Source organism: Hoylesella enoeca JCM 12259 (assembly GCF_000613405.1).
Taxonomy (GTDB): domain Bacteria; phylum Bacteroidota; class Bacteroidia; order Bacteroidales; family Bacteroidaceae; genus Prevotella; species Prevotella enoeca.
This window is the reverse complement of record NZ_BAIX01000005.1, coordinates 63,474-87,470: the sequence shown is the minus strand read 5'-3', so window position 1 is coordinate 87,470 and position 23,997 is coordinate 63,474. Positions and strand designations below refer to the sequence as shown.

19 protein-coding genes, 1 tRNA gene and 1 pseudogene are annotated in these 23,997 nt (G+C 49.0%); 7 read left to right on the top strand and 14 right to left on the bottom strand.

What is annotated here, in order from left to right; genetic code table 11:
• Positions 1-29: 29 nt before the first annotated feature.
• Both JCM12259_RS03120 and dut read right to left on the bottom strand, forming a co-directional pair.
• Positions 30-1,871 carry a tetratricopeptide repeat protein gene (locus JCM12259_RS03120; protein ID WP_081784149.1) on the bottom strand — a complete coding sequence of 614 codons (1,842 nt, stop codon included), beginning with the start codon at positions 1,869-1,871 and terminating at the stop codon, positions 30-32.
• Positions 1,872-1,875: 4 nt separating this feature from the next.
• A complete protein-coding gene (gene dut / locus JCM12259_RS03115) occupies positions 1,876-2,310 on the bottom strand; it encodes a dUTP diphosphatase (RefSeq protein ID WP_021584871.1) in 435 nt (144 codons plus the stop codon).
• A gap of 283 nt (positions 2,311-2,593) precedes the next feature.
• On the opposite strand from dut, the gene JCM12259_RS03110 reads away from it, so the two are divergent.
• Together JCM12259_RS03110 and JCM12259_RS03105 are read left to right on the top strand one after the other, a co-directional pair.
• On the top strand, positions 2,594-3,184 hold the full coding sequence (locus JCM12259_RS03110) for a hypothetical protein (protein ID WP_025065376.1): 591 nt from the start codon (positions 2,594-2,596) through the stop codon (positions 3,182-3,184).
• 82 nt (positions 3,185-3,266) lie between these two features.
• Entirely contained in the window at positions 3,267-5,516 is a 2,250-nt protein-coding gene (locus tag JCM12259_RS03105; RefSeq protein WP_025065375.1) for an alpha-L-fucosidase, read from the top strand.
• 147 nt (positions 5,517-5,663) lie between these two features.
• Here JCM12259_RS03105 and JCM12259_RS03100 read toward each other — a convergent pair whose 3' ends face one another.
• Entirely contained in the window at positions 5,664-6,716 is a 1,053-nt protein-coding gene (locus JCM12259_RS03100; RefSeq protein ID WP_025065374.1) for a class I fructose-bisphosphate aldolase, read from the bottom strand.
• A gap of 89 nt (positions 6,717-6,805) precedes the next feature.
• Between JCM12259_RS03100 and JCM12259_RS16685 the strand changes: the two genes are divergently transcribed.
• Positions 6,806-6,979, top strand: a complete 174-nt coding sequence (locus tag JCM12259_RS16685; RefSeq protein ID WP_156409597.1) for a hypothetical protein — start codon at positions 6,806-6,808, stop codon at positions 6,977-6,979.
• 26 nt (positions 6,980-7,005) lie between these two features.
• Here the strand turns inward: JCM12259_RS16685 and JCM12259_RS03095 are convergent, their stop codons facing one another.
• The 4 genes and pseudogenes from JCM12259_RS03095 to JCM12259_RS03080 all read right to left on the bottom strand — a co-directional run bounded on the left by JCM12259_RS03095 (position 7,006) and on the right by JCM12259_RS03080 (position 13,654).
• Complete coding sequence (locus tag JCM12259_RS03095) at positions 7,006-8,781, bottom strand: phosphoethanolamine transferase family protein (RefSeq protein WP_025065373.1); 1,776 nt, start codon at positions 8,779-8,781, stop codon at positions 7,006-7,008.
• Positions 8,778-9,713: a PCMD domain-containing protein gene (locus tag JCM12259_RS03090; RefSeq protein ID WP_036888455.1), complete on the bottom strand. Its 936-nt coding sequence runs from the start codon at positions 9,711-9,713 to the stop codon at positions 8,778-8,780. Before JCM12259_RS03090 ends, JCM12259_RS03095 begins: the two co-directional genes overlap by 4 nt.
• 14 nt (positions 9,714-9,727) lie before the next feature.
• Positions 9,728-12,309 (bottom strand): annotated as a pseudogene (gene mutS, locus JCM12259_RS13545) (DNA mismatch repair protein MutS).
• A 151-nt stretch (positions 12,310-12,460) separates the two neighbouring features.
• Positions 12,461-13,654: an FprA family A-type flavoprotein gene (locus JCM12259_RS03080; RefSeq protein ID WP_025065371.1), complete on the bottom strand. Its 1,194-nt coding sequence runs from the start codon at positions 13,652-13,654 to the stop codon at positions 12,461-12,463.
• A 332-nt stretch (positions 13,655-13,986) separates the two neighbouring features.
• Here JCM12259_RS03080 and JCM12259_RS03075 point away from each other — a divergent pair, with 332 nt between their 5' ends.
• From JCM12259_RS03075 to JCM12259_RS03060, 4 genes are all read left to right on the top strand, one after another.
• Entirely contained in the window at positions 13,987-15,306 is a 1,320-nt protein-coding gene (locus tag JCM12259_RS03075) for a hypothetical protein (protein ID WP_025065370.1), read from the top strand.
• A 76-nt stretch (positions 15,307-15,382) separates the two neighbouring features.
• The gene (locus JCM12259_RS03070) at positions 15,383-16,390 is read left to right on the top strand and encodes an SPFH domain-containing protein (protein WP_025065369.1); all 1,008 of its coding nucleotides are present in this window, start codon (positions 15,383-15,385) and stop codon (positions 16,388-16,390) included.
• A 25-nt stretch (positions 16,391-16,415) separates the two neighbouring features.
• Entirely contained in the window at positions 16,416-16,706 is a 291-nt protein-coding gene (locus tag JCM12259_RS03065; RefSeq protein WP_021584913.1) for a hypothetical protein, read from the top strand.
• Complete coding sequence (locus JCM12259_RS03060; RefSeq protein ID WP_025065368.1) at positions 16,696-17,949, top strand: M16 family metallopeptidase; 1,254 nt, start codon at positions 16,696-16,698, stop codon at positions 17,947-17,949. The genes JCM12259_RS03065 and JCM12259_RS03060 overlap by 11 nt, the downstream gene beginning before the upstream one ends.
• 253 nt (positions 17,950-18,202) lie before the next feature.
• Here the strand turns inward: JCM12259_RS03060 and JCM12259_RS03055 are convergent, their stop codons facing one another.
• The 7 genes from JCM12259_RS03055 to JCM12259_RS17145 all read right to left on the bottom strand — a co-directional run bounded on the left by JCM12259_RS03055 (position 18,203) and on the right by JCM12259_RS17145 (position 23,987).
• The gene (locus tag JCM12259_RS03055; protein WP_025065367.1) at positions 18,203-18,940 is read right to left on the bottom strand and encodes a NigD1/NigD2 family lipoprotein; all 738 of its coding nucleotides are present in this window, start codon (positions 18,938-18,940) and stop codon (positions 18,203-18,205) included.
• 149 nt (positions 18,941-19,089) lie between these two features.
• A complete protein-coding gene (locus tag JCM12259_RS03050) occupies positions 19,090-19,437 on the bottom strand; it encodes a DUF1893 domain-containing protein (RefSeq protein ID WP_025065366.1) in 348 nt (115 codons plus the stop codon).
• A 372-nt stretch (positions 19,438-19,809) separates the two neighbouring features.
• A tRNA-Gln gene (locus JCM12259_RS03045) sits at positions 19,810-19,880 on the bottom strand.
• A gap of 170 nt (positions 19,881-20,050) precedes the next feature.
• Positions 20,051-20,998 (bottom strand): DUF6261 family protein, encoded by a 948-nt coding sequence (locus JCM12259_RS03040; RefSeq protein ID WP_036888453.1) that lies wholly within the window; start codon positions 20,996-20,998, stop codon positions 20,051-20,053.
• A gap of 243 nt (positions 20,999-21,241) precedes the next feature.
• Entirely contained in the window at positions 21,242-23,005 is a 1,764-nt protein-coding gene (locus JCM12259_RS16455; protein ID WP_051559130.1) for a hypothetical protein, read from the bottom strand.
• Between the two features lie 32 nt (positions 23,006-23,037).
• Positions 23,038-23,493 (bottom strand): fimbrillin family protein, encoded by a 456-nt coding sequence (locus JCM12259_RS16450; RefSeq protein WP_234396536.1) that lies wholly within the window; start codon positions 23,491-23,493, stop codon positions 23,038-23,040.
• A complete protein-coding gene (locus tag JCM12259_RS17145; RefSeq protein ID WP_051559124.1) occupies positions 23,421-23,987 on the bottom strand; it encodes a hypothetical protein in 567 nt (188 codons plus the stop codon). Before JCM12259_RS17145 ends, JCM12259_RS16450 begins: the two co-directional genes overlap by 73 nt.
• Between the last annotated feature and the right edge of the window lie 10 nt (positions 23,988-23,997).

The following is a 23,997-nucleotide window of genomic DNA, read 5'->3' as shown; positions in this document are numbered from 1 at the left end:
AGTCTTGAATGGTAAGTCGACTGTCCGACTCACGCTTTGAGATATTTCTTTAACTTGATTTTACGGGGTAATAAAACACTTTTGCTGCCGGTTTTAAGCGCCTTTTGCCAATATTCTAAGGCTTTCCCGATGTTGTTGTTACGTGCATAGATGTCGCCGGCGTGCTCGAATATTGTTGCGTTTTGCACCGAAGCGGTGTCGCAGACGACAGCTTGCTCAATGTAAATCTGCGCTTCTGCATAGCGTCCTTGCATAAAGAGAATCCACGCATAAGTGTCAAGAAAGGTCGCATTTTTAGGTTCTGCCTTGACGGTTCGGTAGCTCATTTGTTCCGCTTTGTGCAGATTCTCACCCCGTTCGCTTAAATAATAGGCATAGTTATTCAAACATTCGATATTGTTTTCACGCCAAACCAAACAGCTGTCATAAGCTGCAAAGGCCTCGGCCGACCGTCCCTTTTGATATAGAATGTCGCCCATCATCGCGTAAAAATCGGATACAATGTCGGCATTGCTTTGTGAGTTGATCTCGCTTACGCCCTTTCTGAACATCTCAAGTGCCTTGTCTCGCTCGTCCTTTTGATAGTAAGCCAATCCCATAAAATAGTAAAACGCCATTTCTTCGGGATTATATTGCAGGGCGGGAGATGCCAATTCGATAATCCGATCCCAGTTTTTCGTAGGCCACTCGGCCTGAATGAGTTGGAGACGGGCACCTGCATTATCGGGCGCTAAGTGTAAAACGTGCAACAAAGCACGGTTAATCGTGTCTTGCGGCAGCTTTTTCAGCGTAGCATAAGCGGCATTCACCTCGGCAATCTCGCTACTTTTGGGGTTAGCTTGCATCATCTGATGCAATAAAGAGATGATTTTCGTGCTGTCATCACGGTGTTCTTCATTCTCACGAATCACTTGTTGGAGCATCGAGATACGACTTTTCGTATCTGTCTTCGGGCTGATCAGCATCCGTTCCATCAACGATTGCGCCACCGAATCTTGTCCCGTGGCCTTGTAATAATCGTAAAGCGAACTCTCGACAGCTGTATTATCAGGGTCTTCTCGCTGTGCAGCACTGAATATCTTGAATGCTTCCCGAGACCGATCGTGTTGCATCAGCCAGTTGCCCAGCATCACTCGATAAGTCAAATCACTGGGATGCTTGTCCGAAAGAGCCTTCAACGCACGATAAGCCGACTTCTTATCGCCCATCAAATCATAAACACGCATCTTATAAAGCGTGATCTCTTCACTGCTACCTTCGTTCTCTTCAATGCGGTCGATGGCGCGAATCATCTTCTGATAATCTTTTTGTCGTTCGTAGAGTTGCACCAAAATATTGAGAATATCACTGCGCGTGCGATCGCGTTGGGCCAATTCTTCATAGGTCGCGATGGCCTTATCGAAATCCTGTCGATTGATATACGCGATGGCAAGACGCTCCATATACGTGTCATTTGCAGGATTCAGGCGAGCTGCTTCGGCAATATCGACCAAGGCTAAAGAGTCTTGTTGCAATTCCGAAAAGTATGTTGCGCGAGCGAAATAGGCTTCGGCTGCCCTTGGATTGATGGTCAAGGCATGGCTCAATAGGTCGAAAGCGGCGGCATAATGACCGGCATTCTGCTGCCGAACGGCTTCAAGAAAGAAGTAGTTATAGCGTATGCTGTCTTGCGAAGAAAGTGAGAATTGAGAATTAGGAATTGTGCGTTGAGAATTCTGCGCGTGTGAGTTATCGCTTGAAAAGGGCCTGCCGGCAGGCGAAAAAGCGGTTTGTTGCTCTGCCGCTTGGTGTGCAGTAGCTGATAAAAGAGCTGTGGTCGACAATAGGGCCACCACAACGCAGAGCGCGATATGTCGTAACGTGAATTTCATTTGTTTATTTCACACCCGTATGCCCGTAGCCTCCTGTGCCGCGTTCGGTCTCGTCTAAGCATTCTACTTCTACCCACTGTGCTCCCTCGTAACGTGCAACCACGAGCTGGGCAATACGTTCTCCGTCGCGAATAACGAAGTCTTGTTGCGAAAGATTAATCAAAAGCACCATTATTTCACCGCGATAATCGGCGTCGATTGTACCCGGCGAGTTGAGAACGGTTACTCCGTGCTTCAGCGCCAAGCCGCTGCGGGGACGTACTTGGGCCTCGAATCCGTCGGGAAGAGCGATGTGCAACCCCGTGTTAATCAGTCGTCGCTCCATCGGATGCAGTACAATGGGTTCGTCGATGTTGGCCCGAAGGTCCATCCCTGCACTCTTTTCGGTGGCATAAACAGGCAAAGGCTGATGCCCATTATTGATGATTTGTATCTTCATTCGGCAAAGATAGTCATAAAAAATGAGACCATTTGCAAAATCCCTTAGTATTTAACGATTTATGAGCATTTGTTTCTCGTGTTGCGAATGATAATAAATGGCGTTGCGTTTAACAGTCAGTTGCCTTGCAAGTAAGTATTAAGAGCACGCTAACTAACGGTTAAATGCGACGCAAGTAAGTGTTGGTTGGCGGGGGAAAGATTGTCAGACAAATGTCAGACAGTTGTGAATAGGGATTTCGCAAAGGCTTTTTACCTTTGTTGCGAGGATCAAAATCAAGCCTATGCGGAAGTTATTGAGTGCCTTTTTTGCCTTCTTACTCATAGCCGGAATATTCGAATGGATTCGTAACACACAACCAGAGCAACCTTTCTGCAACGTGTTGCGCGAGGCAGTGAACTCGTGTCCACTGGCCGAATATCATGATACGACTTTCGGATTCACGATGACCTATCCGACGTTTATGCATCGCGAAGACACAAAAAACGACCATTTCATCGGAGGTGCACGGTTCACTTACTGGGATCATTGGGTGAAAATCACGATGGAATGTCATGTGTCGAAAGATCGGAAAGAACTCACCACAATGCAAACTGCCCGTTGGATAGTCCGCAAGTTGCACGCTTCGAAATGGCGAGTGGGACATGATGCGTTTGTCATTGACGGTCGAATGTATGAAGGTGGACGGCCGATCGAGGGCTATTCTTACCGTCGGAAATACGTCAGAGGACGTGGCGTGTGGTATGTTTGCACGCTGTATTACCCCGATTTGTATAAAAACGATCTTACCAGATTGCTGCGGTTGGTGAACCGATGGGATGCGCACGAAAGCAAAAAGATATCGAATGAAAGTGCAATTTACGGCTATTTGTAAGTGATAATCGGGTAATTTGTCTTATTTTTGCAGAAAGAACGACAACCGTTTCAAGCAAAAATAAACCTATCGCAATCTTATAATGAAGGAAAAAAACATTTCTCGGCACTGCCGCTTGTTAGCTGCGGCACTGTTGTTAACGGCGGCCGGCACAGACATTGATGCTTTGGCGGTCGGCACGAGCGACTCGATCAGATACGCTAACACCATAGCCATAGCGACCGATGACAGTCAAGCACGCATCATCGAGAAGGCTGCGCACGTGGTTCCGACTCCTAACCAGTTGGCTGCTCTGCGAAAAGAGTTCATCGCTTTCGTGCATTTCGGTCCGAACACGTTCACCCGTCGCGAGTGGGGAACGGGCAAAGAAGACCCTCGAATATTCGATTTGAAGACCTTAGACACCGACCAATGGTGCCGTTCTTTAAAAGAGGCGGGCATCCGGATGGTGCTGCTCACGGTGAAACACCACGACGGTTTCGTGATCTGGAACAGTCGCTACACACGTCATGGACTGATGTCGACAGGCTTTGAAGGCGGAAAGGGCGATATCCTTCGCGATCTTTCAGCTTCTTGCCGCAAGTTCGGCATCCGCTTAGGAATCTATCTTTCGCCCGCCGATCTGTACCAAATGGAGGGTGATGGGCTCTACGGCAACCGAAGCAAAGCTACGCTTCGCACGATTCCTCGCGACGTCCCGGGGCGTCCTTTTGTAAATAAAACCCGCTTTCGGTTCGTTGTTGACGATTACAACGAATACTTTCTCAATCAGCTTTTCGAGCTTCTTACCGAATACGGAGACATTGATGAGGTGTGGTTCGACGGCGCCCATCCTCGCAATAAGGGTGGACAGACCTATCATTATATGGCTTGGAAGGAGCTCATTCACACCCTTGCGCCCCGCGCAGTGATATTCGGCAGAGAAGATGTACGCTGGTGCGGCAACGAGGGAGGCGGTACCCGCGACACGGAATGGAACGTTATCCCCTACCAAGAAGATCCTGATCGGATGACGTCTTTCGGCGATTTGACAGAGAAAGATCTCGGAAGTCGAGATCAACTGTATAAAGCCCGCTTCTTGCATTACCAACAAGCGGAAACCAACACGTCGATTCGCGAAGGTTGGTTTTATCGTGATGACGACCGCCAAGGCGTGCGAACAGCCGACGATGTGTTTGATATTTACGAGCGATCTGTGGGCGGCAACTCCACGTTTTTACTTAACATTCCGCCCAATCGAGACGGAAAGTTCTCACAGAAAGACGTCGATGTGCTGCGCGAAGTGGGTAAGCGTATCCGCGAGACTTATTCAACCAATCTGCTCGATGCGGCCATCGACGCACCGAAAGCCCTGCTTGATAATGACGACGAGACGTTTATCGAATACACGGAACCTATTGTTTTCACGCTTCCTAAGCCCATCACGCTCAATCGGTTGATGCTGCAAGAGGCTGTGGCAAAGCGTAGCGAGCGTGTGGAAGAGCACGCCGTGGATGCTTGGATCAATGGGATGTGGCAGGAAATAGCCCGTGCCACCAACATCGGTTATAAGCGAATACTCCGCTTCCAAGACGTTACGACGTCTCGCTTGCGGTTGCGCATTTTGCAATCGCGGCTCACACCGGCTATCAGCAGCGTCGGAGCTTACCATTACTCATCGCGTCCGCCGCAGCTTTCGATACGCAAAGACCGCGCCGGTAAGGTAACGATTGTACCCAAACCACAAGGTTTCGCGTGGAAAGGAGATGCCGATGCGGCCGCAAGATTGAGTCTCGGCTGCAAGATTTATTATACGGTCGATGGCTCGGAACCTACTGTCCACAGTGCGCTTTACACTGTCCCCTTTACGCTCGAACGTGGAATCGTGAAAGCAATAGCCGTTCTCAACGGTGAAACGGGACCTGTGGCGATCGAACAAGTGCCGTTGACAAAAGCTCATTGGAGCCTAACAGCCGTAAGTAGCGAGGTGAAAGGACATGAAGCAAATCTGATCTTGGATGCCGATAAACGCACATTTTGGCGAAGCGAAGCCGACAATCAACGGAGCATCACGCTTGATTTGGGAGCTGTCAGACAGCTTTATGGGCTGCAATATACACCGCCCACAGATACGGCCGACGGTTTGTTGGCTCGCTTCAAACTCGTTTACAGCATTGACGGAAAGACTTGGAAGAAAGGCGATAACATCGAATTCGGCAATCTGATTAATGATCCCACACGGCGAACACACGTCTTTAAACATCCGTTTAAGGCCCGTTTCGTTCGCATTGACGTGCAAGAAGCTGCCGCAGAAAGTCCTGTCGCGACTATTGCTGAGCTTGATTTGTTCTGAATCTAAGCGTCTTAGATTCAAAGATTAACAGCTAAACACAAAGCATCTAACCGTAAAATGCAATTAGAAACACGTAAGGCAGACTCTCAGGTCTGCCTTACTATTGATGTAGATAACATGTTTTGCGATTCGCTCAAACGGCCGTTTTTATGCGATAGTCACCTCTTTGTCTAAGTAAACATCCTGCACAGCGTTGAGCAACTCAACTCCTTCGGCCATCGGTTTTTGGAAAGCCTTGCGCCCACTGATGAGTCCCATGCCACCAGCTCGCTTGTTAACAACGGCCGTTATGACTGCATCCTTCAAGTCGGAAGCACCGTGCGACTCGCCACCGGAATTGATCAGGCCCACGCGTCCCATATAACCATTGGCCACTTGATAGCGACACAGGTCGATAGGATGGTCTGTCGTGAGTTCGGTATACACCTTTTCGCTGGTCCGTCCGAAGCCGATGGCTTTGAAACCGCCATTGTTTGAGGGCAACTTTTGCTTCACAATGTCGGCCTTAATGGTTACACCGAGATGATTAGCTTGGCCTGTCAGGTCGGCAGAACTATGATAATCGACGCCGTCTTTCTTAAAAGCGTTGTTGCGAAGATAGCACCATAGGATGGTAGCCATACCCAACTCGTGGGCGTACTCGAATGCTTCGGCTACCTCAATGAGTTGCCGCCGACTTTCTTCTGACCCGAAATAGATGGTCGCTCCGACAGCAACGGCACCCAGATTCCACGCTTCTTTCACCGTGCCGAACATCACTTGATCATAGGAATTAGGGTAAGTGAGAAGTTCGTTGTGATTGAGTTTCACCACAAAAGGTATCTTGTGGGCATACTTACGGGCCACGGCGCTCAGCACACCGAACGTAGAAGCCACAGCGTTACAGCCCCCTTCGATAGCCAACTTGACAATATTTTCTGGATCGAAATAAAGCGGATTGGGGGCGAAAGAGGCTCCGGCAGAGTGCTCGATGCCCTGATCCACGGGAAGAATGGAGACATATCCCGTATGGGCCAGCCGTCCGTGCCCGTACAATTGTTGCAGACTCTCGATGGTGCGAATGTTGCGATCAGAGTCCAACCACACCCTTTCGATGATGTCTTTACCCGGAAGATACAGCAGACTCTTGTCTATTGTCTTGCACTCGTGGCGCAGATAGTATTCCGCTTCCTTGCCTAACAAATCTGTAATCTTACTCATTGCCTTGATAATTTTTATATTATGTCATCCCAATATAGAATGACAAGAGCAAAGATAATACAAAAAAAGAACTCCGGCAATACTCGTTAATGAGTATTTTCATGATGACTGTCAATGCGCTATCCCCTTTTGGAGTGACCGATATCAATACACTTGACAGGCATTGTGTTCTCAATCCCGATGCAATCGACGATCAATGGGCGTGTGAGAAGCCGTTAAACGGCATGCGACTAACGGTTAGTTGTCACGCGGCTAACGGTTAATGAGAATGATGTTTACCCGAAAATGATTAAGGATTAGTCCGCAACGGCATTCCTGCTTGCTTGAAACGGGCGATGTCTTCGGCATCGGTGACCATCCGATTGAGGGGAATCGGCTCGTTGTGATCGTTGAGATAAACGGGTGGAAGAGGACGATAAGCCGAGGCGGCAACAGAGCGGCGGCGGTCGAAATACGGTGTGCGGAGGCCTGCAAGGTCTATCATCGTGTGGAAAACAGACAGGTTTGTAGCAACCGATCGATTACAGTTGGCGGCGAGCACAGGCAAAACGCCGGGGCGTAAACCACAATAACGAGTCGAAAGCCATACCATCAACGGTACGTGCAGCTCGTAATAAGAGGGCCGAGGAGATGCGTGAAGGAAGAGATGACGGCTATCATCGAAGATGTTTTCACCGTGATCGGAAGCGTAAACCAATGCACCCATAGCGCCGGTAGCCTCGATTCGGTGCATCACTTCGGCCAACAGACGGTCGGTGTAACGAATGGTGTTGTCGTAAGCATTAACGAGCGAGCACCGATTGGAAATTTCTGCCTCGCTGGCTTCATCGGGTTTGAAATACGACAGACTACGGGGATAACGCTTTTGATATTCAAAATGCGACCCATAGGTGTGTAAAACGATAAACTCTTTGCGCCTGTTCTGCTTGAGAACAGCGTCTAAGAGCGGCAGGAGTCGGTCGTCATAACCGTCGGGATCGGCCTTAGATGAATGTGCGCGAATAAATTTCCACTCGTCGGCTGCTTGTCCGAAGAAGTCGATAAAGGAGTGATTGGGTAATTGATTAGATAAGAATACCGTGTGGAATCCAGCCTCTTTAAAAGCCGTAATGATGCCTTTTTGGTGGTAAACACTGTCGAAATCGACGGCCGAAACGGCTGAAAGAAGCATCGGAACACTCTTATGCGTGGTGTTAGACTGTGTAAGTGCACGCTTGAAAACGGCAAGATGCGGTACGAAAAGCAATTGCGGGTCGGTGGCTCGACGATATCCGCAGAGCTGAAAGTTGATGGCGCGGGCCGTCTCCCCTATCACAAGGACATATATTTCACGCTCGTCGGGATTGTGTGTAGATGTTGCCCGAAAGGTGAAGCGGCGCGAAGTCTCGGCATAATGGGTCGTGGCGTAAGTACGACTGACAGCCAACCAGATGTTGTGCAGCACGTTGACGGGATATAGGTCATCTGTAACTGTATAGCTTTTGGGTAATTGAGAATTGGCGATTGATGATGGAGAACGGTCTCGATGATCTATCGTTGTATGGTTGGAGACGATTAGAAAAAAGAGGAGTAACAATCCTGCGGCAGCTCCGACAGCACCTGCTCGCCGACCGATACGACAGAATGGTTGGGTGAGCTGTTGCCTTCGAACCATCGAAAAACCGGCAAGCAACAAGAGCGGAACGTAGATCAAGACCACGAAAACAATGCTTGGAAGGAGATTGTCGAGTAATTCCAGCGCCTCGCCGGTATTCGTTGTGATGAGATTTAAGAACATATCAACGGCTATCACGGAGTGACCGTACAGATAGAGTAGCACCATCTGAAAGGCTGAAAGGAAGAGAAACGGAAAGAGAAACCACACCGTTCGGCCTATTTTCGGCGACAGCGAGAGGGCCCATATATATAAGGAGACGGGCAGAATAATATTGACCAGGCGGCCCACAAGCGGCAAAGGCTCTGTAAAAGATAGGCAGATGTTGGGCAGACTCAGTACAAAGAGTGCCTGAAAGAAGATGACCTGCGGAGCGGAGTAACGGTTGACGATATGTTTAAAAAGCCTCATTGAACCAGCTTGACATTATCTATCCAGAATGTGTTTCCAGGTGAACCGATGAAAGCTCCGCCGTTACTCGACGAGAATTGAAGCACAAGATGTGTCGGCATTTCATCTTTCCCGGCCCACCCTATTTCCTTAATGGGCACACTTTTACCCTTACTGTTACGGGCATAGTCGGTAGATCGCAAGCCCATCAGGCGCTCATTATAACCCAATTGACTGCGGATGTCGCCGTAAAGAATACGATATGTGGAATTGTTAACCCATCCGTTGGTATTGCGATTGTACTCAACAACCATCGTTCCGACGCGTTTTGCTGTGATGTTTCCTTTGGCGTCTTCGCTCCGTTTCTGCAAAAGCAGTACGGTGATAGCACAGTCTTTGCCCGGCACTGCGGATACTTTGCTGAATCCGGTCTGCTTAATGCGATTAGGACTTGCAGCCAATACCACCTGATAATCGTATCGGAGAGCCGTTGGCCTCTTGTTATACGGGATGCCCCAATTAAGACTTTTCTCGCCGTCTTTTGTGCCCGTGATAGGCTCGTGCATATCTCCGAGGAAGACAGAACCTGCTGCCAAGACACTGATGTCGACCAAACCGAGTACTTTGACGTGCTCGATGTGGGTGCTTAACTTGGCACAATAGCCTGTACCTCGCGGTTCGCGATAAACCGACTGATTGGTTTTGACAATACCCATCACTTTGGCCAACACGTTAGAAGTAGCCCAAGGAGAATGCCCGAGATTCTTATACGGGATGTTTCCGTCAATCGTTCGGTCGGGGCCTATCTCATAAAGTGTCTTCGAATTACCGCCAATGATGGACGACTCTTTGATATTTCGCACCACCCAATGGTCCATATTGCCGTATAGAATGGGGTCAATACGTTCTTCGGCAGCAGCTTTACCGGATGAAAAACAACACAAAGCCGCCATTAACAAACATCTGATCACGATTTCCCTCCTACAATCTTCTTGATATCGTTAAGCTTATTGAGCGCCTCGACAGGCGTAAGATGATTGACGTCGAGTCCCAGAATCTCGTCTCGGATTTGGCAAAGCACAGGATCGTCAAGCTGGAAAAAACTGAGTTGCAAGCCTTCCCGACTCTCGTCGAGATGCTTTACGCCTGCCTTTCCGGCCGTTCCCACATTGCTGTTGTCGGCTTCCAATTGTTTCAGAATGACATTGGCACGTTTCACGATGCTCTTAGGCATACCCGCAATTTCAGCTACGTGGATACCAAAAGAATGTTCCGAGCCTCCGCGTTCGAGTCTTCGGAGAAAGATTACCTTATTATTCACCTCCTTAACACTGACGTTATAGTTACGAATACGCGCAAAATTTTTCTCCATCTCATTGAGTTCGTGATAGTGAGTGGCAAAAAGCGTACGCGAACGGGCCTTTGAATGCTCGTGCAAATACTCCACAATGGCCCACGCAATGCTGATTCCGTCATATGTACTTGTACCTCGTCCCAACTCGTCGAACAGCACAAGCGAGTGCGGCGACACGTTATTGAGAATGTTGGCAGCCTCGGTCATCTCAACCATAAACGTAGATTCGCCTAACGATATATTATCGCTGGCCCCCACACGAGTAAAGACTTTGTCTACCAAACCCACCTTGCACTCTCGGCCGGGACAAAACTACCCATCTGAGCAAGCAATACAATCAATGCCGTTTGCCGTAAGAGAGCCGACTTTCCGGCCATATTCGGACCCGTAATGATAATGATTTGCTGCTTGTCGTTATCGAGCAGGATGTCGTTCGGCACATATTGCTCGCCCGCCGGCAGCTGAGTCTCGATCACAGGATGTCTTCCCTGTTTGATATCGAGCGTGTCTTCGGTACAAATTTGAGGCCGGATGTAGTGATGATCTTCGGCCGCTTTGGCAAACGAAAGCAAGCAATCGAGTTGTGCAATGACATTAGCATCGATCTGAATCTGCGGGATAAACTCCTGGATAGCCGTCACCAGTTCGGTGAAGAGTCGTTCTTCAAGCGACCGAATTTTCTCATCAGCTCCGAGAATCTTCTCTTCATACTCTTTCAACTCTTGTGTTATATAACGCTCGGCTTGTGCTAACGTCTGCTTACGAACCCACTCTTGCGGAACCTTATCTTTGTAAGTGTTGCGCACTTCAAGGTAATAGCCGAACACGTTATTATAACCCACTTTGAGACTTGCAATACCCGTCTGCTCGATTTCACGCTGTTGAATCTGCAAAAGGTATTCGCGACTGTTATTAGAGATGCGTCGAAGCTCATCGAGTTCGGCGTTGAATCCATCTGCAATGACATTACCTTTAACGAGTAATTGCGGCGGATCGGGTTGGATTTCACGCTCGATGCGATCTCGAATGCTCTCACACAGATTCAATTGTTCACCGATCTGCGTCAAGCTTTCATTCTTTGCGTGAGTGCAAGCTGTTTTGATAGGGGCGATAGCCTGCAATGCGTACTTTAACTGAACAACTTCTCGCGGTGAGACTCGGCCCACGGCGACTTTTGAAATGATGCGTTCCAAATCGCCAATGCGGTGGAGTTGTTCATCGATACACTGTCGGAAGTCGGGCTCGCGGAAGAAATATTCCACACCGTCAAGCCTTTGTTCGATGCGCTTCTCATCTTTTAAAGGAAACACCACCCATCGTTTCAGCATCCGACCGCCCATCGGTGTCACCGTCTGATCAATGACATCGAGCAACGATGCACCGTCTTCCTGCATCGGTTGGAGCAATTCCAGCGAGCGGATTGTGAATTTATCAAGGCGTACATAGCGTTCTTCCTCAATACGACTGAGCGACGTGATGTGTGCGATGTGCGTATGTTGGGTCAGCTCGAGGTATTGAAGAATAGCACCCGAAGCAATGACTCCGCTTTTTAAATGCTCCACACCGAAGCCCTTTAAAGTCTTTGTGCCGAAGTGTTTTAATAGTTTCTGCCGTGCCGACTGTTCCGTAAAAACCCAATCGTCAAGCTCAAACACACAGAATTTAGTACCGAATTGCCGTTCAAACTCGGCTTTATGCGCCCTGTCATACAGCACTTCCTTAGGCGAGAAATTGCCTAAGAGCTTCTCAATGTAATCAAACGACCCCTCATCGGTCAGAAACTCGCCCGTAGAAATATCCAGAAATGCCACACCGCAAGATGCCTTCCCGAAGTGTACGGCAGCCAAGAAGTTGTTTTCTTTATAGTTCAGCACAGTGTCGTTCATCGCTATTCCGGGCGTAACCAACTCCGTAATACCGCGCTTGACCAACTTCTTGGTGAGTTTCGGATCTTCAAGCTGATCGCAGATTGCCACTCGTCGGCCCGCACGAACTAACTTCGGGAGGTAAGTATCAAGTGCGTGATGGGGGAATCCGGCCATTTCGATTCCCTCTTTACTGCGTTTCGTAAGCGTAATTCCGAGAATCTTGGCTGCCACTACGGCGTCTTCGCAATACGTTTCATAGAAGTCGCCACAGCGAAACAACAACACTGCGTCAGGATATTGGTTCTTAAACGAGAAGAACTGCTTCATCATCGGGGTTTGCCCCACGTCTTTATTTGCCATGATCGGTTCTTTTTATCAACACAGAGACACGCTTCTTGTTATCCATCTACATGGTTTGTCGTTATCAATATGCCTGTCCCTTTTGCCGTCAAGACAAGCATTCGTCTACAAAAGCGGTCTATTCCTGCGTTTTCATCAGCCGTTCGGCCATGGCCTTTCCCAGTTCGCGACACTGCGAAGTAATCTCGGGTGTGAGCGCTTGCTTCATCTCCACGGGCGTACCCACGGGTTCGAAGTGCAGTTGCGTATCGTTCCATTCCTTGATTTTAGCTACTGCCTTACCGGCCCATCCATAGCTTCCGAACCATCCGAGATAGTGATTCTTGATGTCGCGGTTGGCCAGTTCGCTCAGCAGTACGTCCATTTCGTGGTAGAGTCCGGTGTTATACGTGGGGGCGCCGACAATGAGTCCGCGATAGCGGAACACGTCGCGGATGATGTAAGAATGGTGTGTCTTCGACACATTGTGCATTACAATGTTCTTGATTCCTGCCTGGCTGGCTGCGCGTGCAATCACTTCGGCCATCCGTTCGGTGTTGCCATACATTGTTCCGAAACAAATCACGAGTCCTTCTTCGGTTTCATAGCGGCTCATTCGGTCATAGAGCGCCACTACTTTATTAAGATGCTCGTGCCATACAGGGCCGTGCGTAGAGCAGATGTAATCAAGCGGGATGCCAGCGAGCTTTTTCAGGGCGTTCTGAACGGGTGTTCCGTACTTTCCTACGATGTTGGAATAGTAGCGAATCATCTCCAGCCAGAAGTCGTCGCAGTTGATTTCGCTGTCGATCAGACCGCCGTTCAAGGCACCGAAGCAGCCGAATGCGTCGCCTGCGAAGAGAATCTTGTCGGTTATATCGAGCGACATCATCGTCTCAGGCCAATGCACCATCGGGGTGAGAAAGAATTGCAGGGTGTGGTGTCCGAGTTCAAGCGTATCGCCGTTTGTCACTTCGTGTTCGCCGCCCGATATACCGTAGAAGCCCCGCAGCATATCGAATGCTTTCTTGTTGCTCACCACTTGGATATTGGGATAATATTTCCGCAGCAGCGAGAGCGACCCGCTGTGATCCGGTTCCATATGATTGATGACAATATAGTCTATCGGACGATCGCCGATCACTTCCCGGATGTTTTCGAGAAACTGCGTAAAGAAGTCCACCTCGACGGTATCTATCAGGCAGATTTTATCGTCGTCGATGAGGTAAGAGTTGTAAGACACACCGTTGGGAAGTGGCCAAAGCCCTTCGAAGAGCGCTTTTTTGCGGTCGTTGACGCCTACATAGTAGACCTTATCTTTGATTTCTATCATAGCGTTTTTTGTTAATGAACCATTCGTTATATTCTATCATTCAAGCTGCAAAGGTCCGCAATTTTAGGCAAAAAACAAAGTAAAACACACATAATTTCGTTTACTCCGCATCCGCTCTTATTCCGCATGCCTGTCAAGTAACACTGAGTTGTCGTGCGATTAACAGTTTTTCGCAACGCAACTAAGCATAAAACGCAGTGTAACTAACGGTTAATCACAAATGGGATGAGGAATGATGTGTCAGGGATCAGGAATTAATTTACTTCTGTCACATAGTGGATCTTTTACAAAAAATGTGTATTTTTGTACTCACATAAGCCTGTAAACAAGTGATGAGTAAACGTATTCAAGTGATCAAATGCCCGCAATGCGGGAGTACGAAAATAGAAGAAATCAAGCCGGAACACTATCGATGCAAGTCATGTTCGAGTGAATTCTTCCTTGATAACGACGATATTACCATCCATCATCGGTACGAAACGCCTGGGTTGGAGCAGATACTCGGTAAGGGAACAAAGGCTATTCTCGCCGCGATTGTAGGTATAACGGTGTTTGTTTTCGTTGCAATAATGGGCGGGTTCAGTCATACCGGTACTCAGCATAACGACACAACGCCGACAGTAGACACATCAACTGCCAAAGAAAACGAGATTTTCCGAATCGAGAAAATCGTCCCGTTTGCCGGAAAAGAAGGTCGAGCAGTCGTCGCAGTATTTGGTATGTTGAGCACAGGCGACTATCAGACCCAAAGCCAAAGCTACGTAATGCGACTCTATGATGTGGAAAAACAGGAGCAACTCTCAGACTTAACGCTTCCCGTTGACAAGTTAGATAATGTGAGTTATAAACTTTTTGAGGACGGAACGCTCAACATCCTGATCAACAAAAACAAGTGGTTTGAGCTGGATAGAACCACCTATGCGCTGCGAGAAGTAACCTTGTATAAAAACATTTCGGCATTACGCGACGGTTTTGCAACCATTGAATTCATCGGCAAAGACGATTCCGACGGGTTCAAGATTATGACGAATCTCGGCAAAGAACGGTATTATTTGCCTATTATTAATAAGGTGTATACACAGCGTCAGTACTTCAATGCAACCGCCGAAGCGCTACCCAACCCCGTGATTCGCACCGCATTCAACTTCTCCCATCCCACGCACGACTACCCAGAAGAGCCTATTCAGCTTATCAAATATACGCAATACTGGCAGGTCGGATATCCACACGACGACTATTGGTCGTTTGGCTGGTGTCGCGATTTCGGTGAGAAAGCGGGTATTTCCTTTGGAAACGCAGGCTCGAAAAAGGCTTTTATCAGCACGTTCGGCCGTAAACAGGCTCGCTTAATCAAGTATTCCGACTTCACACCGGGTGCTCATTACTTCTCGCCAACAGTTCTTTGGTTTGACAATAACGAACTATTGATTCGGTATAAACCCACAGCGGCTCCCGATGCTGTCTATATTTACCAACTATTAGATAGCAAAACAGCTCGACGGAAATGGTCAATACAGGCCCCAAGCGACTTTAAAGACGGCTACATAGAGCCCGTGGTGAAAGTTGCACAGGGATTTCTCATCGTCGATTATAACACGGCATGGCTCCTCGGAAATAATGGGGAAACGCATAGTTTACAGATCTTTAATTAATAACGGGAACTCCTCTCGGCCACAAAAAGTAAGAGCAAGAGAGGCAAAACTCCCCAATCCACCAACTTATCAACTTATGTCCATCAGTAATCTATTTCACAATCAGTTGTCGACTGTCATTCAATGGCACGACGACAACCCGCAAATCGTCTGGTATAAGCACCCTTCCCGGCACGACGAAGTCATCAATGCGAGCAAGCTCATCGTTGCTCCGGGCCAGGGAGCAGTGCTCGTTTACGAAGGCAAAGTGGCCGATGTGCTAACCGATGAAGGCATATTCAATCTGAAAACAGCTAACGAACCTTTCTTCACGAACCTCATAAAGCTGCGTCAGGGATTTGAAAGTGAGCACAAGCTTTGCATCTATTTCTTTCGCAAAACGCAAATAGTCAACCAGCAATGGGGTACTGCCACGCCCGTGAAATTCATCGACTCGCAATACCGTCTGCCCGTAGAGATGGGCGCTTACGGCACATTCTCGTATCGTATCAGCGACGTTTCGTTTTTCTTCAAGAATATTGTGGGCCCGCAACCTGTCGTTGGCAGCGAGTCTGTTCGCGACTTGTTGCTCGATCGTTTGTCGCAGAACATCGTCTCGGTATTGCACGGATTGGGATATGCTTACACCGAAATAGACGGCCATCTCGCTGAGATCGGCGAGGCGCTTACCACACAATTCAACGGCGAATACGAAAAGCTGGGGTTCACTTTGACCGATTTTCGTATCAACGGCACGCAATTCGATGAGCAGACACAGGCCCGTATCGGTAGGATTGCTGATGTCTCGGCCGACGCACAAGCCGCAGCAGCAGGTGGACTCACCTATACCGAGCTCGAAAAACTGCGTGCCTTGCGCGATGCTGCACGCAATGAAGGCGGGCTGGCAGGCAGCGGTTTGCAAATGGGTGTAGGTCTCGAATTGGGCAAACAGATGGGAGCCGCCACGCAGGCAATGACTGAAAGCCGCGGTGGTGACGACGATTTGACCAAGCGTTTGACGCGCCTGCGCTTGCTGCGAGACGAAAACATCATTACCGAAGCTGATTACGAGCAGAAGAAACGAGAGCTGCTCACCGAACTGTAAATCGCTCATTGCATAGCATACAGATATGAAATACATCAAAGGAATCGCTTGGAGCATCCTCCTGCTTATCTTGCTGGTCATCGTTTATGCCGTGATCAACGTTTGGAATATTGCGTTGCCGGAGGCATGGCAACTGTCGCGTGAAACGCTGAACCACATCATTCTCACCGTGGGACTGATTGATCTGGCAGTCATTGCACTGCTCATCTTCATCCCGTTCCTGCTCGGAAACCCCGCCAAAGGCTACAACCCGAAGAGCGGCAACGTAGCACAACGCAAGCAAGAAGAGCAGGAAGGAGCGTGCAGTGACGTATAACACGGCGACGCTTCCCAACGGATTGCGCATCATTCACCGACCGTCGGCATCGCCGGTGGTCTACTGCGGGTATGAGATCTGCGCCGGAACGCGCGACGAAATGCCCGGAGAAGAAGGCCTAGCACACTTTTGCGAGCACGTGACTTTTAAAGGAACGAAGCGCCGAAAGGCGTGGCACATCCTCAATTGTCTTGAAAGCGTTGGTGGAGACCTCAATGCCTTCACGGGGAAAGAGGACACCGTATTCTACGCCGCGATATTAAAGGAGCATACGCCGAGGGCCATCGACCTGCTCACCGACATCGTTTTCCACAGCCGTTATCCGCAAACCGAAATCGATAAAGAGGTGGAAGTGATCTGCGATGAAATCGAGAGCTATAACGATTCGCCTGCGGAGCTGATCTATGACGAATTTGAAAACATCCTCTTCGATCATCACCCGCTGGGGCATAACATCTTAGGCAAGGCCGAACGGCTGCGCACTTACGTTACCGAAGACGCCCTGCGCTTCACCGGCAAGCACTATCAGCCGCACAATGCCGTGTTTTTTGCTTACGGCGATATCGATTTCTGCCGCCTCGTCAAAATGTTACGGCGGGCCACGGCAATCTTTCCTCGTCACGCGCCGACAGTGTTTTCGTCTGCCGGCGAGCCGTCAGCAGCACCCTCTAAGACCGCTCTGCCGCTTTACACTCCGCGTGAAATCATCCGCGATATGGGCACGCATCAGGCCCACGTGATGATCGGAAACCGGGCTTACGGTGCCCATCATCCCGACCGAATAGCCCTGTACTTGCTCAATAACATCCTCGGCGGACCGGGGATGAACGCTCGCCTGAATCTCGCTTTGCGTGAACGTCGCGGACTGGTTTATACCGTTGAGAGCTCGATGGTGAGTTACGGAGACACCGGTGTGTGGTGCATCTACTTCGGGTGCGACCCCAAAGACACGATGCGTTGCCGTCGGTTGGTGGCCCGCGAGCTCGATCGCGTGATGCAAAAGCCCCTTACTGCCACCCGCCTGAATGCCGCGAAGAAACAGATTAAAGGGCAAATCGGCGTATCGTGCGATAACCGTGAGAACTTTGCACTCGATTTCGCAAAGAGCTATTTGCACTATGGGCGTGAGAAAGATATAACCGATCTCTTTCACCGTATCGATGAGGTGTCGGCCGATCAACTGCAACGCGTGGCGCAGGATCTGTTTAATCCCGATCGCCTTACCATTTTAACACTTTGCTGAGAATGGGAAATTGAGATTTACGGATTGGAATTTTGGCGCATGATTAACCGTTAACCGGCGTGTAACTAACACTTAATCACACGCAGACTAACGGTTGATTGCGCGGCGATTCACTGCAAGTCAGAACATGCCACACCAATTCTTTATTCTCAAATGAGGATTGAAGTCGGGCGCAGTGAAGCCTACTAACAAATAATCTGTCTATGAAATGAAGCGTGATGTCCGTATAATCAACAGACATCGCGCTATGACTTTATTCTAAGGTTTTGACAAATGAGCCCTCCGAAATCCGCCGGTTGTTATTGCTTGATTTACGGGTGCAATAATCGAATGTGGCCGTCTTCTCTCCGCTATACGACATCCATCTTAATTTGAGTTTGACAGTCTTACCCTGGGTATCAGGTAACGAGGACAGTCTGAACGCTACAACACCATCCTCGACACGGCCTTGAATGTCGCCGTTGGCATGATGATAAAACACCACTTCATACGGATCCTTGGGATTCGAACCTGCAACGAGATTCACTTTATGGCTTACCCGACCACTCCAATACGTGCGGAAGCGCAATGTCAAATATCCATCTTCGGCGATCGTAACCCAATTTTTGATGATTTCTACAGGATCTTTGCCATAGGTTTCAGCATTTTTATCACCCAAATTCGGTGCCGTTTGTTTGGTCAGAATACTGTCGATCCAATTCACCTGCACTGGATAATCACGCTTGCTATGCCCGGCTTCGGTTACACTGAAGTTCACAAAGGCTCTCACCTCTTTATCACCGTAAGGCGATTTAGTCATATTGACCGGTCTCAACACGGTCGAATCGTCTAATTGCAAATAAAAAGATGTTTTGGCAGTGGCCGGTTTCACCGTTACGATAGCATTCGGAAAATTGGAACGATCATTGTTGTCTTCGTTGAGACACGACGTAAAACTCACGCTGCACAGCACTAAGCAGATGCCGCAAAAGGCTAAAAATGTTTTTTTCATATACTGATATCTTTTGTTGTTTGTCTACTTCTTAAATCCACAAAATCGGAAATATTGCATCTATTCATGCATTTTTTGTAGACACGCAATCAATCAATTCAGAAATGAATATCCCATTTCACCTATAAAATTGCAGCCAAAGAGACGAATCAATCGGTAATTTCACCCAACCGTTTCCATATATTCAGAAAGTCCTGGTGATTGACTTTACTATTGTAAGTCACTTTGATGCCGGCATCTTCGAGCGTAGAAAAGGCCTGTTCGCTGATCACATCGGCATACACTTCACATACACCGCCCTCAACCATCATTCTTGCTGCCGTGCGTCCCACAGCTTTATCGGCCAATTTGGCACCAAGAAACACTTCGGGTTCGTTGGTCATCAGATCATAGAGTGTGCGTACGCCGCGCCCGTCGAAAGTACGAATGTTTCCCTCGTGCAGCACCACCAGCGAGCACTGTTCACTGTGCAGCTTGTCTTTCAGTTCGTCCATCATAGTCTATTCCTCCGTTAATAGCCGTTTGCAACAAGTGAGTTTTCAACTTGTTCTCACTTCGCAAAGATAGACAATAAAGCTGAAAGTCCCAAGCATTTGCGCTTGATAAAATCCCAACTAACGCTTTTTCGCACGCTAACTAACCATTAGTTGGCTTGCCATTAACGCTTTATTGCAAGCCAACTAACATCTCGTTGATCCTCAATGACATGCAAAGATAAAATCGTATCGGCATGACTTGTTTTTCAATCCAATTGAAACGAAATTTTCCCAAGCGATTTCTCCAATCATGAACAACCGTTTGAGGATGATCGAAAACAATTAAAAACAAAAAGGAGAAACGGTCATTGTGAGACCATTTCTCCTCATTTGTTGTCCTAAGCGGATTCGAACCACTACAAACAGAACCAAAACCTGTTGTGCTACCATTACACCATAGGACATCAATTGGGTGCAAAGGTAATGGTTTTTCGGGCCACCACCAAATGTTTTTAGGAAAAAGTTGACAAGGGAATAAGTTGGTGAGTTAACAAGTAAGTGAGCGGCGAGCTACTCATGGGAGTTGCTCGCCGCCTTTAATCTTGCGAAGTGCCTCGTTGACGTCTTCGCCCTTTCACCTTTCCTTAGGCGCCTCGACTTTCACAAGCTTGTCGCCATCGATTTTCACCCAAAGGGTGTTGCCGCTCAAGGAAACGAGTTCGTAGAGCTTGACGTTGCCCTCGCCTTTAGCCGTTTTGCCGGTCAGCTTCAGCGTGCCGGGAGCGAATCCCTCGGAGGCTTCGAAAGCGGGCAGCAGCTCTTCGACTTTCTTCTTATCGGCCGCCGATTTTTTCTGCGCCGCGCTCTGTTTGTGCGTGCCGGTAAAGTCGGCGGCGGCACGATTCATCTGCGCAACCAGGTTCTCAATCAAGGTGCGGTCGGTGGCAACGTTCGTAAACAGGTAGCTAGCCTGGATATGCTGGCAAACCACTTCGAACGCTTCGTCGGTGTGCGGACGAACCTCGCGCGCCTGCGGCAGCTTGTTGACCGAGGCAGCGGCCCGGCGCTCGGTTTGCAGTTTGGCATACTCCGTTTCGATTGCTTTGAGGCGCGCGAACACGGGCGCGAGGCCCAGCACCGTAACCTTGTCAGTGCACTTCGTGATGTCGTCGAGCATCCCGGCTATGCGAAGCGATTCCTCGTCGTAGGCTTGTTTCTGGATGCCCGCATAGGGTCGGAACACCAAGTCGAGCTTTTCGGCTGCCTTGCGAACCAGCTCCACGGGCGATTTCTTCTGACTGCGCACCACGCCGAAGATATTCGTCAGCAGGTCGTCGCGTTCATTGTCCAGTTTTTCCATCTGCTTGGTGTTCAGTGACGCGGCGGCTTCTTCCGTGATCTTGATTTCGAGGTCGATTGATGCTTTCCAAATCCTCATCACACTGGCATCAAGGTGCAGTTTCGCCTGTGGAACGGCTGCCACCAGCCCGTACAATTCGCGGTGATACTGCGCATGTCGCGCGTTGCTAAACATCGATCCGAGCGATCGGCCCACTCTCACAATTTTCGGTAACGTATCCATAAACGTAATATTTTAAATTAAAAAATATTGCTGCCTTCTCGGGAAACTCCGTGCAAACTGCATGTTTTCATCCTGCCGCACTCGCTAGCCCGTACAAGCCGTTTGTTTTCATCCCGCCGCTTCGGCTGCCCCATGCAAGCTGCTTGTTTTTATTCTGCTGCATCCGCTGCCTCGTGCAAGCTGTTTGCTTTTATCCCGCGGCGCTCGCTAGCCCGTTCAACCTGTTGCACGGACTGCGCTTACTTATTCTGCTGCAGGGCGGATCGGGCAAGCTAACGAACGCCAATAAATATATGCCGGATTTAGATTCGTGGTTGTCCAGCTTGAAAAGGTATAACCGTTGTTCGAATCATATGGAACAGCCGTCCAGGAATAGGCGCAGGTATTTACTGCGGTTCTGTCGCCATTGTAGGATGGATTCCGATTTCCCGAAGCTGGAAAGTAAATAGTAGCATCGGGAGAAGTTAGCTTGTTGTAAAAGTCATAACCGAAATTCCAGCTACCTGCGGCATTGATCTCTGACTGAATTGCTGTTTGGACACCCGTTTTGGAGAAACCAGTAAAGGCATTCGACGCGGGTGTATGGAAGCCTACGGGGCAAGGATCATAGATGGTCTTGACCACGGGAGCATCGACTGTTCCTCGGACTGTATTGTTTGCCGACCAGAGATTATCGTAGTTGGGGACACACCAGTTATAATAACCATCAATATAACTACCAATTCTACATAAGTTAAACATGTTTTCGGGATGTTGAATAGCATATCCTAAGGAGCGACCGCTCATTCCCGTAATCGGGTCAAAAGAATAGCTCCCCTCCTTAATGTCATCTGTTCCTGCCAGAGCGTCTTTACGGCCCCATTGATAGAGCGTGGTATATCCTTCCCTGACAGCACCCGGGTTCTGTGTAATGGTTATGACGGCCTCCTGTTTCGTTCCATTATTGGCCTGTGTTTGCTCTACCTTTACTTTCACGCTGCGCGGTTGATCGTAAGTTGTAACTTTCCAAGTTGTGTATTTCCAACCGAGTGCTTCTTTGGTGAAATTATAAACAACATTTTGGAAGTTGGTACAAGCAATAGTGTTAAGCACATCTGCTTCAGTGAACCAGAGATGCCAACTCCAAACTACAGTTCCATTTTTGGTTGCAGCTATCACTACATTTCCTGTTTTAATTGCCGAAGCGGGAACCTCGAATTGTAGGAAAGCGTTCGTTCCACTACCTACTATGGATAGATTCGTTACCATTCCACTCTCGTCAGCCCACACGATCTTTGCCCCGTTAGGCACATTGGCACCACCATTCGTTTGTGTAATCCAAGGATTCGTGATATTCTGATCCGCATGGTCTTTGAAATGTTGTAAGATACGGCTACCAGTTTGTGTCGTTTGGTAAGCACTACTATTGGTTGCACCTCCTTTGATTGCATTGCCATACACCAGTGGAATACGGTAGTAACCTGGCGCAGAAATCACATAGCTATTTGCTGTATTCTCCACTGTTGCTCCGCCATTTGCATTCGACAGATTATAAGGCGTTGCGGCGCTACCTTTAGGTGAGGCTGCTTTCAGCGTATTTTGCCGAATCTTAAGTTTATCGATCAGTTGTGCCGTCGATACCGTTGCCGTACCTGTTTCGGCTGCCGTACCTCCATGGCCTTCGGTCAGGCTTAATGAGGTTAGCCATGTAGGTTTTTCACTCATGTTGAAAACGCCGTCGCCGTTATTATCATAGCCTATTACTTTCCATGCAACGGGGATCTGCACACTGCCAGCTTGGCGATAACTACGAATGGTGTAGGCAGTACTCTGAGACTGATCGTAGGCAATGGCAGCTGGATCGGTGGCCTCGATTTTGTAATCCCAGTTACTCTGTTTGTTGCTCAAGGTGTAGGTCTTCGTAGTGCCGGCCTTCCAGGCGCCTTTCAGCAACACGTGGATCGTCTTGCCATCTTGAAAGTAGATATCGACATAGATGTTCTTGCCGGTCACTTGCTGCGGAATCATAAAGAACGTGTAGTTGCCATTGTCGTCGGTAATTACGAACCGGGATTGGTAGCGGTATTGATGTTAATGCCGTCGAGCGTAAACGTGCCAGTGGTGCTACCCGGAGCCCAGGTGCCGGGTTGAGTTGGATCACTGTTCAACGTGTATGTTCCTTTACTGATAGCACCGCTGATTTTGATCTTCGTAATTTGGCCAGCCCAGAGGTTTTGACCTACGGTGAAATGTACCGCAGTCAAGGCATGGCGGAAGGCCAGGCTGGTATTCGGTGCCACGCCCCGCGTTTGGTACTCTACCACGCCCGAGCAAGCCGTCATTAGATCTTTTTGGTTGGCTACATCAGGGTCGGCTTCGAATTCGACGTAGGGATTGCCGCCGTGTGTGTTTGGCGAGAGTTTGATCTTGCTATACGCGGTTTTCACTTCTGGAAAAACAGCGTAGAAGCGACCGAAGTGGTTGCTGTCCCAGTTCCAATAGAGTTTGTCATACAGCTCGCCGTTGCTCTTTGTGCGGGCGTTGTAGAACCAGTCGGGTGTCGACGATACAGCTGTCGGCGAGGTTGCACGGTAGCCAGTGTGCTGAAATCGGCCGCAAGCGTTTTCGTAACCGTAGCACGGGTCTGCGGATCGTGTTGCACGGGGTTGATGCCCGGAATCGTGGTTTCTACTAGGCAGGCCTCCATACCGGCGGGCGTTTGGGCTTCGAGTATCTGTGGTTCAAAGTCGGCCTGCGTCAGACCGAGTTCGCACAACTGGTTATTAAAAGAGGCGGCTTCACCAGCGCGACTTCCAGTTGCATTCGAGGCTTGGTCAGCTAGCACGGCCTCTTGTACGTCTTTGACGTCAAAGCTCACGGCGGCGCTTTTGTTGCCTTCGCCGTTGCGATTGTCAAGGTCGTTGTCGGCACACGAATCCACGGTTAGCGCCACGGCTACGAACAGCGCGGCGGCAAGTGTGTTATTGAATAAATACGATTTCTTTTTCATACATTATTGT